General features: G+C 30.3%; 10 protein-coding genes. 4 read left to right on the forward strand and 6 right to left on the reverse strand.

Going from position 1 to position 15,509, the window contains the following annotated elements; genetic code table 11:
* Window positions 1-9: 9 nt before the first annotated feature.
* From AANAER_RS13550 to gap, 6 genes are read right to left on the reverse strand one after another with little or no spacing between them, the layout of a single operon-like run.
* Window positions 10-1,437, reverse strand: a complete 1,428-nt coding sequence (locus AANAER_RS13550; RefSeq protein ID WP_129082499.1) for a glycogen synthase — start codon at window positions 1,435-1,437, stop codon at window positions 10-12.
* Window positions 1,434-2,432 carry a galactose-1-phosphate uridylyltransferase gene (gene galT, locus AANAER_RS13555; protein WP_164969358.1) on the reverse strand — a complete coding sequence of 333 codons (999 nt, stop codon included), beginning with the start codon at window positions 2,430-2,432 and terminating at the stop codon, window positions 1,434-1,436. Before galT ends, AANAER_RS13550 begins: the two co-directional genes overlap by 4 nt.
* Window positions 2,433-2,443: 11 nt before the next feature.
* On the reverse strand, window positions 2,444-4,525 hold the full coding sequence (locus AANAER_RS13560; protein WP_129082497.1) for a glycoside hydrolase family 57 protein: 2,082 nt from the start codon (window positions 4,523-4,525) through the stop codon (window positions 2,444-2,446).
* On the reverse strand, window positions 4,518-7,001 hold the full coding sequence (locus AANAER_RS13565; RefSeq protein ID WP_129082496.1) for a sugar phosphate nucleotidyltransferase: 2,484 nt from the start codon (window positions 6,999-7,001) through the stop codon (window positions 4,518-4,520). Before AANAER_RS13565 ends, AANAER_RS13560 begins: the two co-directional genes overlap by 8 nt.
* 38 nt (window positions 7,002-7,039) lie before the next feature.
* Window positions 7,040-8,017 (reverse strand): 6-phosphofructokinase, encoded by a 978-nt coding sequence (locus AANAER_RS13570; protein ID WP_129082495.1) that lies wholly within the window; start codon window positions 8,015-8,017, stop codon window positions 7,040-7,042.
* A gap of 21 nt (window positions 8,018-8,038) precedes the next feature.
* The gene (gene gap / locus AANAER_RS13575) at window positions 8,039-9,034 is read right to left on the reverse strand and encodes a type I glyceraldehyde-3-phosphate dehydrogenase (protein WP_044419476.1); all 996 of its coding nucleotides are present in this window, start codon (window positions 9,032-9,034) and stop codon (window positions 8,039-8,041) included.
* A gap of 189 nt (window positions 9,035-9,223) precedes the next feature.
* Here gap and AANAER_RS13580 point away from each other — a divergent pair, with 189 nt between their 5' ends.
* The 4 genes from AANAER_RS13580 (at window position 9,224) to AANAER_RS13595 (ending at window position 15,445) form a co-directional block, all read left to right on the forward strand.
* On the forward strand, window positions 9,224-11,242 hold the full coding sequence (locus AANAER_RS13580; protein WP_044419475.1) for an alpha-amylase/4-alpha-glucanotransferase domain-containing protein: 2,019 nt from the start codon (window positions 9,224-9,226) through the stop codon (window positions 11,240-11,242).
* Window positions 11,243-11,253: 11 nt separating this feature from the next.
* On the forward strand, window positions 11,254-11,607 hold the full coding sequence (locus AANAER_RS13585; RefSeq protein ID WP_129082494.1) for an arsenate reductase family protein: 354 nt from the start codon (window positions 11,254-11,256) through the stop codon (window positions 11,605-11,607).
* Window positions 11,608-11,884: 277 nt separating this feature from the next.
* Complete coding sequence (locus AANAER_RS13590; RefSeq protein WP_129082493.1) at window positions 11,885-13,999, forward strand: TonB-dependent receptor; 2,115 nt, start codon at window positions 11,885-11,887, stop codon at window positions 13,997-13,999.
* 9 nt (window positions 14,000-14,008) lie between these two features.
* A complete protein-coding gene (locus AANAER_RS13595; protein WP_129082492.1) occupies window positions 14,009-15,445 on the forward strand; it encodes a 4Fe-4S binding protein in 1,437 nt (478 codons plus the stop codon).
* The last annotated feature ends 64 nt before the right edge of the window (window positions 15,446-15,509 follow it).

Consider the following 15,509-nt stretch of genomic DNA (forward strand, 5'->3'; position numbering starts at 1 on the left):
CTATTTCCTTTATGATTTATATAGATTTAAATACTCTTTTGCAGAGTTTTTCCATGAATTATCAACACCCATATTGTGTTTTGAAATTTTTTCAAATTTACTTTTGTTTGAATATAGAGCAAATGCTTTTGCAAGTGCATGGTTAAACCAAAAAACATTATACTCGTCAAAAGTTATTCCAAGTCCTAAAGAGCACTCTTCTATTTTGTCAATATCAGTAAAATCTATTACGGTATCTTTAAGTCCTCCTGTTTTTGAAACTATTGGAAGGACTCCGTATTTCATAGATATCATTTGATTTAAACCGCAAGGTTCAAAAATAGAAGGCATTAATAAAAAGTCGGCACTTGCATATAATCTTCTACTAAAAGCTTCATCATAACCTATTTTTATATGAATATTTTCATAAGCTCCTATTAATGTTCCAAAAGCGTGATTATATAGATCCTCTCCGCTTCCTAGAATAACAAAATTAGCTTCATAAGTTTTAAATAAATCAATAGCTTCTAAAAGAATATCTACTCCTTTTTGAGGAGTAAATCTTCCTATAAATATAAATAAAGGTCGTCCTTCCTCTTTGAAATTCAACTCTTTGCATAAAAGCGATTTATTTTCATTTTTTTTCTTATAAGTTTCCAAAGAGAAGTTTTTTTCAATGTACTTATCTTTTTTAGGATCGAAAATCTCTGTACTAATACCGTTTACGATACCTTTTAATTTATAACTATTTATTTGTAAAGTATCATCTAAACGTTCTCCGAATTTCGTAGTTTGAATCTCTTGTGCATAAGTTTTACTTACAGTTGTTACATGATCACTAAAAAATATTCCCGCTTTTAAAAAATTAACATTATCAAAATATTCCAAACCGTTAAATTTAAAACATTTTTCCCAATCTAATTCCAGCTCATTCATAACTTTTTTAGGGAAAATTCCTTGAAAAGCTAAATTATGAATAGTTAAAACGGTTTTTTGAGGCAAACTATATCTAGTTTTCATAAGTAAAGGTATTAATGATGTTTGCCAATCATTTACATGCACAACGTCGATTTTTAGTTTCATTCTTATCATAACTTCTAAAGCAGAATAACAAAATAATCCAAATCGTAAAGCATTATCTCCATAATCACCGAACTGATCATGATATAATCCCCATCTGTTACAAAGAATAGGATTAAAAACAAAAAGTTCATTTTTGTTATTTTCTTTATAAAAAACATCAAATTGATGTCTTACTCCGGCTAGCCAGTATTCAAAAGTCAAACCGCTGTAAATAATCTTGTGTTCATCTCTATCTACGTCATTGTATAAAGGCATAATCGTATATACCTTTTCACCCTCTTGCCTTAAAGCTTCAGGCAGAGCATATGAGACATCGGCTAAACCTCCTGTTTTTGCATATGGGAATATTTCACTTGAAACAAACAGTATATTCATCTATCTTCCTTATAAATTTTAGTAGCTGTTTCAGGTAAAATTACATTTATATTCATATTACTTCCTTGTTCAAATCCTGCTTGTTTAAATATTCTTGGTTTAATCTCTATATTAAATCTATAATAATCTCTTGTTTTATAATTATACTCTTTATACGGAGCATTATTTATAATCATATTAAAAGAAACCTCGCCTAAAGTTGTATAAAATTTTGAGAAATACTCTTTGGTTATATCACATAAAGCACTTAAATCACTTTTGTTAAACTCAATCAAAGAAGAGAGTCTTTTTTTAGAAACAATTTTAGCTTCAAAAGCAAATTGAGAGGCATAAGGACAATATAAAACAAACTCACTGTTTTGGGCAATTATATTTTTTTCATGATTTATCTCTTCATATACCAAATCATCTAAAAGGGCTCTTTGATGTTTTTCAAAATAACTCTTTTTATACTCTATTTCATCACTTATCTTTTTAGGTAAAAAAGGCAATGCCATTATTTGAGAATGGGAGTGAGACATTGACGCACCTGCTGCTTCTCCTTGATTTTTAAAAATCGAGAGATATTCAAGTCTATCATCTTTTTTCAAATTTATTGCTCTTTCTTGTAGAATTGTAAAATAGTTTATCAAATCATTATAGTCATATTCCCAAATCTGTTTATCATGGTTTGGTGTCTCTATTACAACTTCATGAGCTCCGAATCCACTGTGTTTTTCAAAATAACTATCTTTGTTTGAGACAGATGGAATATCTACGGACAAAGCATTATATAAATTAGGAACTACTCTACATTTCCACTTTCCGTCTTGTGAGACTCTTGTAATCTCATTTGGAGTGAACTCCTCTTTCCCCATATCAAAAGGACATTTTTCATGGATTATTTCTCCAAGATATTTCTCTCTTTTATTATCCAAATCTTTAGGTCTTTTCAATCGTTCAGGAGCAAAAAGTGTCCACTCTCTGGTTAACTTACAATATCTAAATTCTGACACGATAACTCCTGTTATATATACCAATTTTTTAAGAAAAGATTTTCAAAATCAAGAACTGCATCATCATATAAAGGGTATTTCTGGACTCTTTTATCCCCTTCATAAAGTTCAAACATAAGGTTTATCTTTTTATCTGTGCAATCATAAAGTTTCAACTCTATTCCTTTATCAAAAGCTATATCAAAATATACACCATTTTGTTCTATACTCTCTTTAGTTTTTCTTATATCAAATATGAATATTCTATTATTTAAAGTCAATTTTAATTCCAAAGAGTTTTTCTCTTCCAACTTTTTACCTTTGAAATATAGGAAAAAGTTTGACTTTCTATCAACTCCGTAATAGAGGTATTCCACAAGTAAAGAAGAAGAATCCATAGTACTGAACTCTTTTTTTATATCAAATCTTCCGCTGTTTAACCATTCAAAAAAGTTACTCATATTTCCGTCAACCGTAGGATAAACAAAATCCGTAGGTTTGATATTTATTAACTTACCTTTATCTTTTTGTACAATCGGTGTTCTTAGTTCACTAGGAATATCTTCTTTCATAAGCCTGTAAATATTCTTCAAATGAGCTCTAAACTGGTCATCAAAATGATGATTCAATTCCGTATAGTGGTCATCACCGTACCACCAAAACCAATCACTTCCTAAAGCTATTAAAAACTCTTTATCTATTTTTTGCAAAGCATATTCGTCTAAGGTCTCTTTTTTCTTATCAAAATCTGATTTTGTCATATCAAGAAGTTCCCATGCTCTGTTTTTTTGAGCACTTCCTATCCAAATATCAAAATTGCCGTTTATCCAACTACCGCTTTGCAATCTGTAAAGAGTGGTATTTTCTAAATCTTCAATCTTATCAACCTCATCAAAAAGCGTAAGCTGGCACCAAGGTTGTTGGCTTAGAAGAGAATATAACTCTTTGAAAAAATCTTTACCGTTATTTGGGTAAAATTCCCAAGCATTTTCCCCGTCTAAGATAACAGGTACAATAACCGATTCTTGTGCATTTAAGTAAATATTCTTTAAATGGGAAACAAAATCAGCAGCAGCCTCTTTTGCACACTTTCTACTATACTCAAAGCCAATTAAATCACTTAAATACTTATCTCTGAAAAAAAGATTTACTTTTCCGTTTTTTGTTGCAAAAGAGTAAGGTTTATATAAAGACTCTTTGTTACTACTGTGCAGAGTTTTAAAAAGAACTTCTTCATCTGAACAAGCCCATTTTACACCGTTTTGGGCTAAAAGTTCAATAGTCTTTTCACTAACACTTCCTTCACTTGGCCAAAAACCGTCCGGTCGTTTCCCGAAATGTTTTTCATAATACTCAACGGCACTGCTTACTTGTAAACTTGCATACTCTTTATAATCAGCACTTTGAGAAGTAGGTAAAACCACATTGGGTTTTGCTTCAATTGCACTGTTTCTATCTAATAATAGAGGCAAAATGGGATGATAAAAAGGTGTTGTTGAAATTGAGATCTGCCCTTTTTTCATCAACTTTTTATAATAAGGAATAATCTCTCTTAAAAAACTAAAAAGAGTCTCAATTAACTCTATTTTTTGATTTTGAGAATAAGAACTTTGCTGTTTTAATAAATTTTTTACAATAACATTGTTTTCTCTTAAATGGTTCCCGCACCAGCTAAGCAAAAAGAGAACTTCCGTCTCAATCAACTCTTGATCTGAAAAGTTTGTCAGAGTATTGTTATTTGCCCTAAACTTTAAAAGAAGTTCATAATATCTGTTTAAAGGTTTTATCATATGGTGTTCATTTGCTAAAAAAAGATACTCTTCTAAAAAAAGTCTCTCTTCGTTATTTAAAGTATAGGGCTCTTTTTTTAATAACTCTATAAATTTATCATTTGCTTCCGTGCTTATATACTCTTCTATCTGGGAAATCAAAGAAGGAACTAGATTAAAAGTTGCCTTAATTTCAGGAAACTCTTCTAAATACCAAGGAATATCATAATAATCTTTGGTTGCATGTAAGAATACCCAAGGCATCAATGTTGATTTTGAGTAATCATCCTTATAATACGGTTGATGCATATGCCATAAAAATGACAAATATAGTTTTTTATTCACTGATCCACTTCTCTATTTTATCTTGATATGAGTAAAAAATCTTTCCTGCACTTTTTTCATCTTCTGCTTGGACATAAAGATTTAAATACTCATTATGTTGGTCCGGAACCATCAAAATCCACTCATCATCGTTCATCCAAATTTTAACCCCGTCAACAGAAGATGTTTTTTTATCTTTTCCGTCTTCAAGGAATTTTCTCATCATTTTACCCTTTAAAGAGCTAGGACAAGGAATGTTCTCACCTTTATAATAAAATTCCGGAATACTTTTATGAAGTTTTGAAAGTTTTTTCCCTGATTTTTTCAGTAATTCCAAAATTTTAAAACTCGTAAAAACGGAATCTCTATTTAAACCAAACTCATTAAAAGCAAAATGACCGTCGCTGTCTGCAATCAGATCATACTCTTTTAACTGTTCTGCTTTAAAATTCGATAATTTTTCCCTTGAAACCTCTATATTATCATAATTTATAAAATCCGGTGCCCATGCAGGCAAAATTACTTTTAATTTTCTTGTCGTTGTAGTGTCTAATAAATCCAAAACTACAAGTAAAAGTTTATAATCATAGATAAGTTCACCTTTATCATCAATAACTTGAAGTTTGTGTCCGTTTGGATAAATCATAAAACCGCAGTCTAAATTCATAGCTCTTACGATATTTTCCATATTTTCTTGACTTTTTACAATATCGTTTGATTTAATCTTTTCACTTCTATAGGCATTTAAGATAATATTATCTATTCCTAATTCATTTGCAATAACGGGATATATATCGGAAATAGAGCCGTTCATAACATCTATTGCAACTTTTAGCTCACTATCCTTAAAGATATTATTATCAAATGAATTTTCAATTGTTTTAATATAAAGATTTCTTAGATTTTTATCTTCACTTATAGAACCTATATCATCATATTTAACTTTTCTGAAATTTTCTCTGAAAAATATTCGTTCAATAGATTGGGCTAATTTGTTATCTACAACCAATCCTTCATTTGTAAAAAAGATTATCTCTGTTTGTGCAGGATTAAATACAGATTGCCTTAAGTGTACTCCTGCTGCTATATCATCTTTTTTACTTAAAGAGTGTCTCATTACGTTTGAAGGAACATTGTTTGGATCGACAATATTTACTCCTGTGGATAAAATACCTGAAACAAAAGCTCTTTTTAGCATAAATGAAGATTTATGATAATCTCTTGAAACATATAATGAACTTCCCACAGGTAAAATTGAACCAAATGCCGCTGCTAGTTTTGTAGTCATTTCACAAGATAGTTCTATATTTGTTCTTCCAAGAACCGCTCCGTCTTCAAAAATCGAAGATTTATATTTATTTCCCCAAATTATATTTGAACTTACTACAGAAGAGCTTTCTAAAACTTTGTCCGGCCACATAATAATATCTTTTTCAAAAGATACTTTTTTGTTAACCAGACATTTCTCAGCCATAATAACTCCAAAAGTGGCTTTTGATTCATCTTTTATAATATTATCATTGCAAATTACCGAATTATTTAGTTTTACTTTAACACCTATTTTTACATTATTCCAAAGAACACTGTCTATTATTTCAGAGTGTTTACTAACTCTACAGTTATCTCCTATAACACAATCTTTTAAAGTAACTCCCTCATCTATAGATACATTTTTACCTAATACTACGGTACCCTCTACTCTTATTTTTTTAGAAAGTTTTACCCCTTTTTGAGCATATACCGTACCTTTGTCTATTTTGCTCTCTTCACCCTTATAAGGCAGTTTTATTTTGCCTGAAAAGATATCTTTATAAACTTCTCTGTAACTTTCAGGATTTCCTACATCTCTCCAATATCCTTTTTGAGAATACCCCCAAAGAGCAATATCTTGTTTCATCATTTTAGGGAAAAGATCTTTTGCAAAATCAAAATTCTCTTTATAAGGAATCAAATCTAAAACCTCAGGCTCAATCATATAAATACCCGTATTTATAGTATCGCTGAAAACTTCTCCCCAACTTGGTTTTTCTAAAAATCTTTCAATCCTGTCCTCTTCATTTGCAATAACAACACCAAACTGTAAAGGGTTTTCAACAGAAGTCAAGGTTATAGTTAACATTGACTCTTTTTTATTATGAAATCTTTTTATTTTTTTAAAATCAAAATCTGTTACCAAATCCCCGCTTACGATAATAAAAGTCTCATCTAAAAACTCTTTTGCAAAAGTAACGGCACCTGCTGTTCCATAATCATCATCCGGCAGAAAATATTGAATTTTTACACCTAAATCAGAACCGTCCTTGAAATAATCTTTTATAATATCAGGCTTAAAATATAGTAAAACTCCAATCTCCGTAATATCAAGTTCATCTCGAAGTTTTATAATAATATGCTCCATCATAGGTCTGTTTAATATTGGAAGCATAGGTTTAGGAACAGAGTTCGTCAAAGGTTGGATTCTTGTCCCGAATCCGCCGGCTAATACAATCGCTTTCATTTTTTTCCCTTCTGTTTTAGATTCTTTAGATTTTTATATTAATTAACCAATCTTTTGGCCAACTCCAATAAATCTTCTCTAATTTCATACTTTTGAGAATTTACATAATCTATTGTCACAAATTCAAATTTACTGTCATTATAGACAATAACACTTCCTCCTTCTTGATCGCTTAAAAGCTTATCTATTGAGTAAGTAACAAACTTTGATGCCATCAATCTATCAAATACGGTTGGATTTCCGCCTCTTTGAACATGTCCTAAAATTGTTGCTCTTGTCTCTATTTTAATATCATTTTCTAACCATTGGACAAGTTGATTTGTACTAGTGCATTTATCTTTATTACACCCTTCAGCAACAATACAAACAACATATTTTCTACCGTTTTTAATCTCCTCTTTAAGCCTTTTCCCAATAGATTCTAAATCATATTCAAGCTCGGGAATAATGCAGACTTCAGCTCCGCAAGTAATTGCAGAAACCAATGCCAGATATCCGCAATCTCTTCCCATAGTTTCAATTACACAAGCTCTTCTAAAAGAAGAAGAAGTATCCCGTACCGCATCGGTTGCACCTCTTATTATATTAAGTGCAGTATCAACACCTAAACAATAACTTGTTCCGAAAATATCATTGTCTATTGTTGCGGGAACTCCTACAAAGTGTACTCCAAAATCTTTGTAAAACTGATTTAATGCTCTAAAAGATCCATCTCCTCCTAAAATCAAAATTTTATCGATTTTATGTTTTTTCAAATTTTCAAAAGCCTGTTTTCTATACTCGTACTCAAAAAATCTTTTTGATCTTGAAGATCTTATTTTAGTTCCACCTTCATGCATAATACCTGCAACATCTTCATATGTTGCAGCTTTTATATTTCCGTCAATAAGCCCTTCTAAACCATCATAAATCAAATACGGCTGAACCTCTTTTGTGTAACAATAATCCACAAAATGTTTAATAGCAGGATTCATTCCTGCACAATCTCCTCCTGAAGTCATTATCGCTATTGCCATAAACAAACACCCTTTTTTTTATTAATATTGACCGACAAACAGCGTCATATCAACCAATCTGCTCGTATATCCCCATTCATTGTCATACCAAGCTAAAACTTTCACCGTTTTATCATCAACAACAGATGTCATATCAGGAACAAATGATGAAGAGTAAGAGCTTCCTATAAAATCACTAGATACTCTTTTATCATTGTCTATTTCAATTAATCCCTCAAAATTTGATTGACTTGCAAGAAGCATTGCTTTGTTTACATCCTCTTTAGTTACTGCTTTTTTTAAATTTACGGTTAAATCCACGATAGATACGTCAGCAGTCGGAACTCTCATTGCATATCCGTTTAATTTTCCTAAAAGATGAGGCATAACTTTACCTATAGCTTTAGCTGCTCCCGTTGTTGTAGGAATCATATTAAGAGCTGCGGCTCTTGCTCTTCTCATATCTTTTTTATGTTTTACGTCTAAAATATTTTGGTCATTTGTATATGAGTGAATTGTCGTCATTAAACCGTTTTCAATACCGAAATTATCATCTAAAACTTTACAAATAGGAGCCAAACAATTTGTTGTACAAGAAGCATTTGAAATAATTTGTTCACCTTTATAATCATCAGTATTTATATTTAAAACAAAAGTCGGCGTATCGTCTTTTGCAGGTGCACTCATTACTACTTTTTCTACACCGCCTTTTAAATATGCCTGACACTTTTCAGTTGTCAAAAATGCTCCCGTGCACTCAATCACAACCTTAGCACCGCAACCTCCGAAATCAATATTATTTGGATCTCTGTCGGAAAAAACTCTAATTTCACAACCGTTAACACTAATATGTTTTTCATCGATAATATGAGCTTCTATACCTAAATGAACGCTGTCATATTTAAGCAGATAAATTAACATTTCTAAATCAGTTGTAGTATTTATTGCAACTAATTCCATATCACTTCTTTGTGCAATAATTTTTGTTGCTATAAGACCAATTCTTCCGGTTCCGTTGATTGCTACTTTTAATGCCATAATTTTTCCTTTTATATTTTTTATATTATAATAGCAGATAAATACATTATAATATATGAAACGAATTACAATATAATTGCAAAAGTATATAATGTAATCAATTTGTAAATGATTGTTACTATTATATTTAAGTAAAATAAAATATTGCTATAAATTATTTGTAAATTATCTTAATTTATAAGGAAATTGATGAAAACAGATCTTCTTTTCGGTATTCACTGCCACCAACCTGTGGATAATTTTGATAAAGTTATTTATGAGATTATCAAAAAATCTTACAAACCTTTTTTTCAAACATTAAAACAGTATCCTCAGTTTAAATGTTCAGTACACTTTAGCGGTTGGCTTTTTCAATTTATAAAAGATAAAGAGCCTGAACTTTTCTCTTTAATAAAAGAGTTAAGCCCTCAAATAGAGTTTTTCACGGGAGGTTTTTACGAACCTATATTAGCCTCTATTCCAAGTTGCGACAGAATAAGTCAAATAAATATGCTCTCAAACTTTATAGAAGAGAACTTTAATCAAAAGCCCAAAGGCTTATGGCTTACGGAAAGAATTTGGGATGACTCGATTATCGATGATTTGAAAAAATGTGATATTGACTATGTTATTGTTGACGATTATCACCTAATAGCTTCAGGATTTAACAAATCAAAACTAAACGGATATTTTTTGACAGAAGATAGTAACAATAAAATTGCACTTTTCCCTATCAATAAAGATTTAAGATATATTATCCCCTTTGCAAGCATTGAAAACAGTATGAACAAATTAAGAGATTTTACAAACGAAGATGGTAAAAATGCCGCAATAATTTTTGATGACGGAGAGAAATTCGGAGTTTGGCCGAAAACTTACGAAAAAGTTTATGAAAAAAAATGGCTGGAAAACTTTTTTCAAAAGTGTATAGAAGATGAAAAGATAAACGTAACAACTTTTTCGGAATTTTATAATAAAAACAAAGCGATCTCTTTAGCTTATATTCCTACAGTCTCTTATCATGAAATGGGAGAGTGGTCAACCCTACCTAATATTTCAAAAGAGTATCTTGAATTAGTACACCAACATATGGATAAAGAGTATCTAATAAGAGGAGGAATCTGGAAAAACTTTTTTATCAAATATGATGAAAGCAACTGGATACACAAAAGAGCCCTTGAACTTTCAAAAACACCTAACCAAAGTGAAGAGTTCAAAGATTATCTTTTTAGAATTCAATGTAATGACGTTCTCTGGCATGGAGTTTTCGGTGGAATTTATCTTCCGAATTTAAGAGATAATGCCTACAAATATATAATCAAATGTGAAAATATTTTGGCAGTTGAAAACGGATATAAGAAATATGATATAAATATAGACTCTTATGATGAGTATAAGTTTTATACTCCTCTTCTTATAGTAATTATTGATCCTAAAACAGGTGGACAAATTGTTGAGTTTGATTTAAGAAAGTCACTTTTTAATTTGCAAAATACTCTTACTAGATACCATGAAAATTATCATGACAAAATAAAAAAAATAGAGAAAAAGGATAGTGATGATATCATTAAAACTTATGAAAAAGCAGATGATGAAATTGCTACAATCCATAATGACGACAATCTTTTATCAACAACGGAAGATATCGAACTTTTTAAAGATTGGTATATAAAAAAATCGGCAATTGATCATATAACAGATAAAAAGTTAAATAAAGAAAACTTTAAATCATGTACATTTAAAGAGTATGGAGATTTTGCAAATCAAGCTTTTGATGTACTTGATGTAACAGATAACAGCATTAAACTTAAAAGAGACGGAGGGATTTATAAAGAGGAGAAAAAGAACACAACTTTAACAAAATATTTCCAATTTGAAAATAGTAAAATCGAATCGGAAATAGAGATTAAAAGTGAAGAAAAATCTATAATGAACTATTTATTAGAGTTTAACTTACACTTTCAAGATTATGATGTATTAACAGTAAATGGACATAATATTGAGGATGCTTTACACTTTGAGAATTCACAACTTACAATTTTGGATCAATCAATAAATAAAACTATATCTTTCCATTTTGACCAATGTTTAGATATATATGTTTATCCGGTTAAGAGTGTAAGTCAAAGTGAATCCGGGGTTGATTATACAATTCAAGGTATAGCATTAGGTTTTGCTAAAGATTTTAGCTCTCAACTTAATTTAAAGTACTACATTGATATTCAATAAAGGAGAATAAGATGAAAATGTACGGGATTAAAACTTGCGCTAGTGTTAAAAAAGCAAAAGCTTTTTTTGATGAGAATAATATCTCTTATGAATTTATAGATTTAAATAAAACTCCTGTTAATAAAGACAAAATTGAGAAATGGCAGAACTTCACGCCTGCAGCTTCTATGTTAAATCCACGAAGCAAATCTTATAGGGATTTGGGACTAAAAGATAAAAAAGTTACAAATAAAAAAGCTGTCTCTTTAATAGAAAATGATAATGGGATTTTAAAAAGACCTGTTATTGAACATGGATTAAACGGTGAAGAAAAATTTACTATCGGTTTTAATGAAAAAGAGTATAACGATACATTTTTAAATTGACCATCTTACGAAGTAGTTTTTTAACTACTTCGATATCTTCTTATCTTCGTATTTTATAATATTATATTTTACTTAAAAAATTTATTTAGTTTAAAAGTTAACTGATAATTAACTAATAATTAACAGCTCATTGATACTATTTCAGACTTAGAACTTCCCATCTTATCATGTTTGGCAACGTAAAGATGAGAAGTTTGGCATATAGACACCGATATAATTATAGTTAATTCTTTCTTTACTATTGTTAACATCGGTGTCTTCTTTATTAGGGGAAGAAATGAAAAAAACAGTACTTTTATCGGCAACTTTGGCAACACTTATTTATGCAACGGAAGATTTGGGTGTAATTAGTATTAACTCTACGACTATTGATGATAAATTCAAATCATTGAACAATGAAGTATCTTCTGTTTCAATAATAGATGATAAAAAAATAGAGCAGATTAATCCACAAAATATAGTTGAAGTATTAAACTCAATTCCCGGTATTACTGCAATGCAAACAGAAGGTGATATAGTTAAACTTCATATTAGAGGAGTCGATAACCAGGTTTATATGGGTGAAAGACCCGGAGTTGCCGTAGTAATAGATGGAGTACCCGTTCAAGAAACTACAGGAAAAATAAATATTGATTTAGACAATATTGAAACAATTAAAGTAATAAAAGGTGCAGCTTCATATCTTTACGGAAATGATGCTCTCTCAGGAGCAGTAGTAATTACTACAAAACGACCCAGAGGAGAGAACTATAATAAAGTAGAAACAGAAACAGGAAGTTTCGGATATAGAAAATATTTAGCTTCGACAACTAAAAGTTTTGAAAACTCTGCACTTCAAATGCAAGCAAGTTATAGAAAAACCGACGGCTATTGGGATAGAGCTTTTAATAAAAACAAATCTTTCAGTGCAAAGTATAATTATTATATAGATGATTCAAGTGACGTAATATTAGGCTTTAGCTACAGTAGAATAAAAAGCGGTGACGGAAGCGGAGTTCATGGAGTAACAGCTGCAAAAGAAGATCCCGAAAGTAAAAGAGAGATTACTTATGCGTCAGATTATGATACAAAACTGACAAAAAGTTTTATCACTTATTCAAAAGACTTTGAAAATGATTCCAACCTAATGTTTAGTACCTATAGATATACCGATGACAAATCTTACGAATCAGCTTATGAAGATATTGACGGTGACGGATATGATGAAGCCCACGATTATAAAAATGATGAGCAATGGGAACAAAGCGGTTTAAAAACAGAATATAGATTCTCTTTTGACAAAGCTGCTTTAATGCTGGGACTAGATATTCAAAGAAACAATGAAAAAGCAAAAAGAACTCCTCTTCCTTGGGGAACGGCATCTTACGGTTCCCTTAGCAAGTCATCTATAGATACGGATGAGGATATAAATGCAGTTTATGCTGAATTTAAATATGAATTAACAGATAAATTAACTTCAACTTTAAATTTTAGATATGATGATATAAATTACGATTTAAAAGATAATTTAGATTCATCTCAAAACGTATCCCCTTCTTTTAATGAGAGTTCTTACAGAGCCGGTCTGAATTATGCTTTAAATCAAAATACCAATATCTATACGAATTTTTCGACGGCTTTTAGAGCCCCTACTGCAAGTCAAATCAGCAGTAACAGTGCTGATGGTTATACAACTAATATTGATCCTGAAAAAGTTTATAATTATGAAATCGGAATAAGAGGGAAAACCGATTATTTTAATTATGAAATGTCTGTATATCAACTTGTAAGAAAAGATTATATAGGTATGAGAGCGGGAAATTATATAAGAAGTTCCGATGAAGACAATTATTATGACAATGTAGCAGATATGAGAAGCAGAGGTTTCGAACTGGCACTTAACGGTAAAATCACAAAAAAACTATCTTTTAATTTAGCCTATACCTATTTAAATGCCGAGTTTACTAAAAATGATTATAAGCAATTGGTTTCAGATGCCGTATATGCTTATCCTATGGGAGTTAGAACGTTGGTAAGTCCGGCTGTTTTTCAAACTTTAGATCTTTCTAATAATCAAGTTCCAAGAACTCCTAGACATACTCTTCATCTAACACTAAACTATAAACCTATAGAAAGACTTACTCTTTCTCCTGAATTAATTGCAAAAAGTAAATATTTTGCCGATGAAACTAATGATTTTGAACAAGCAGGTTATGCTCTTGTTAATCTAAGAAGCTCCTATAAAATAAGTAAAAATCTAGAGCTTTTTGGAAGAGTCGATAATCTTTTAGACAAAGATTATTACCAATTTGTGCATTTAACAAATAGCAGAGCCGATTTGACAATGGAAGATGCGTCAATTATTGTGGGACCTTCCAGAGCCTATTATGCCGGTTTAAGATATAAATTCTAGGATTTTAAAATGATAAAATTAAAAAAAAGAGATAAAAACGATATTTACGGAATTCCTTTCCTTAGTATTTTTTTCAAAAATAGATTTGTTGTTAGAACAATACAGCTTTTGACTCTTATATTATTTGTTTACGGAGTATATTTGGGATTTAAAGAACCTGAAGCCGAAAATAGATTTACCCGTTATCTTTTCTGGGGACTTTTTTGGTCTCTTTTTATGGTTGTTACACTCTCTACTTTCGGAAGAATATTTTGCGGTATTTGTCCCCATGGCTTTTTAGGAAAATATATTACAAAATTCGGTTTGAAAAAAGAGCTTCCTAAATTTTTGCAAAATAGATATATCGGAATTATGATTTTAGTTGTAGGATGGTGGTTTGTATATTACACCTTTCCGGGGTTTTGGAAAAGCTCAGGAAATACGGCTATTATGTTTACACTTCTTACTATATTGGCGGTTTTAATTTTTTATTTTTACAAAGATATGTCTTATTGTAAATTTATCTGTCCGATTGGAACTTTAACAAGAGCTTTTAATAAAATCTCTTTTACTTTTTTAAGTACATATAAAGAAAATTGTAAAGAGTGCAAAACTTTTGATTGTGCAAAAGCCTGTTCTTACAATCTAAAACCTTTTACTTTTGAAAAGAAAAATTCTATGGAAGATTGCTCTTTATGTATGGATTGTTCTAGTGCGTGTGAAGCCGTAAATTTTAAAATAACAAAACCGTCAAGTTCACTTTTTAATAAATTTAAAACAAATAGCGCAGAAGTCTGGACATATATTTTAATAGTGGCTTGTATTCCTATTACAATGTCTTTTCACCACGGATTAAACAGAACAAATATTGCAGACCGATTTATTTGGAGTAAAACTGCAAACTTTTTTGAGCAAACTTTTAATCTTAGTTCAATAGATACAGTAGGTATGTTTTCATTTTTTTATGCTCTTGCTTTTTCTATAGGAATAGTATATTTTGGAATGTTTATTGCCTCAAAACTTTTAAACAGCGATCTAAATAAAACTCTTTATACTTTAGGTTATGCTTTTATTCCTATATTTATAATAGGAGGACTTGCTCATTTATTACACAGTTTTTTTACTCATATTTATGCCGATATTGTAAACGGATTTCTTTATGGATTTGGTATTCAGGATATTAAAGTTGCCAATCTTGCCTCAAGAAAAGAGACTTGGTTGAATATCTTTAATTTTTTTCCTTATCTTGCAGTAGTCTGGGGATATTTAATTTTGGCAAAAAGAGTAAACTTTTTTGATGTTTCAAAGGGTAAAAAAGTATTAGCTTTTATTTTTGCATCATCTTTAATTACATTCTATCTTGGTTTAAATCTATATAGAGTTTATGTATTTAAGACCTATGGAGTTAAACAAACTTCTCACAATCATATAAATAAAACATTAAAAAATAATCCTCAAAAATTTTAAATCTTCAAGTATAAGTAAAAGGGTAATCAGACTACTCTTTTACTTATCTCCTACATAAAAAAAT

This window comes from Halarcobacter anaerophilus (assembly GCF_006459125.1).
Lineage (GTDB): Bacteria > Campylobacterota > Campylobacteria > Campylobacterales > Arcobacteraceae > Halarcobacter > Halarcobacter anaerophilus.

Coding starts and splice junctions, on each gene's coding strand:
- AANAER_RS13565 (WP_129082496.1), bottom strand. CDS start 7,001: ATGAAAGCGATTGTATTAGCCGGCGGATTCGGGACAAGAATCCAACCT.
- AANAER_RS13570 (WP_129082495.1), bottom strand. CDS start 8,017: ATGGCAATAGCGATAATGACTTCAGGAGGAGATTGTGCAGGAATGAAT.
- gap (WP_044419476.1), bottom strand. CDS start 9,034: ATGGCATTAAAAGTAGCAATCAACGGAACCGGAAGAATTGGTCTTATA.
- AANAER_RS13580 (WP_044419475.1), top strand. CDS start 9,224: ATGAAAACAGATCTTCTTTTCGGTATTCACTGCCACCAACCTGTGGAT.
- AANAER_RS13590 (WP_129082493.1), top strand. CDS start 11,885: ATGAAAAAAACAGTACTTTTATCGGCAACTTTGGCAACACTTATTTAT.
- AANAER_RS13595 (WP_129082492.1), top strand. CDS start 14,009: ATGATAAAATTAAAAAAAAGAGATAAAAACGATATTTACGGAATTCCT.
- AANAER_RS13585 (WP_129082494.1), top strand. CDS start 11,254: ATGAAAATGTACGGGATTAAAACTTGCGCTAGTGTTAAAAAAGCAAAA.
- AANAER_RS13550 (WP_129082499.1), bottom strand. CDS start 1,437: ATGAATATACTGTTTGTTTCAAGTGAAATATTCCCATATGCAAAAACA.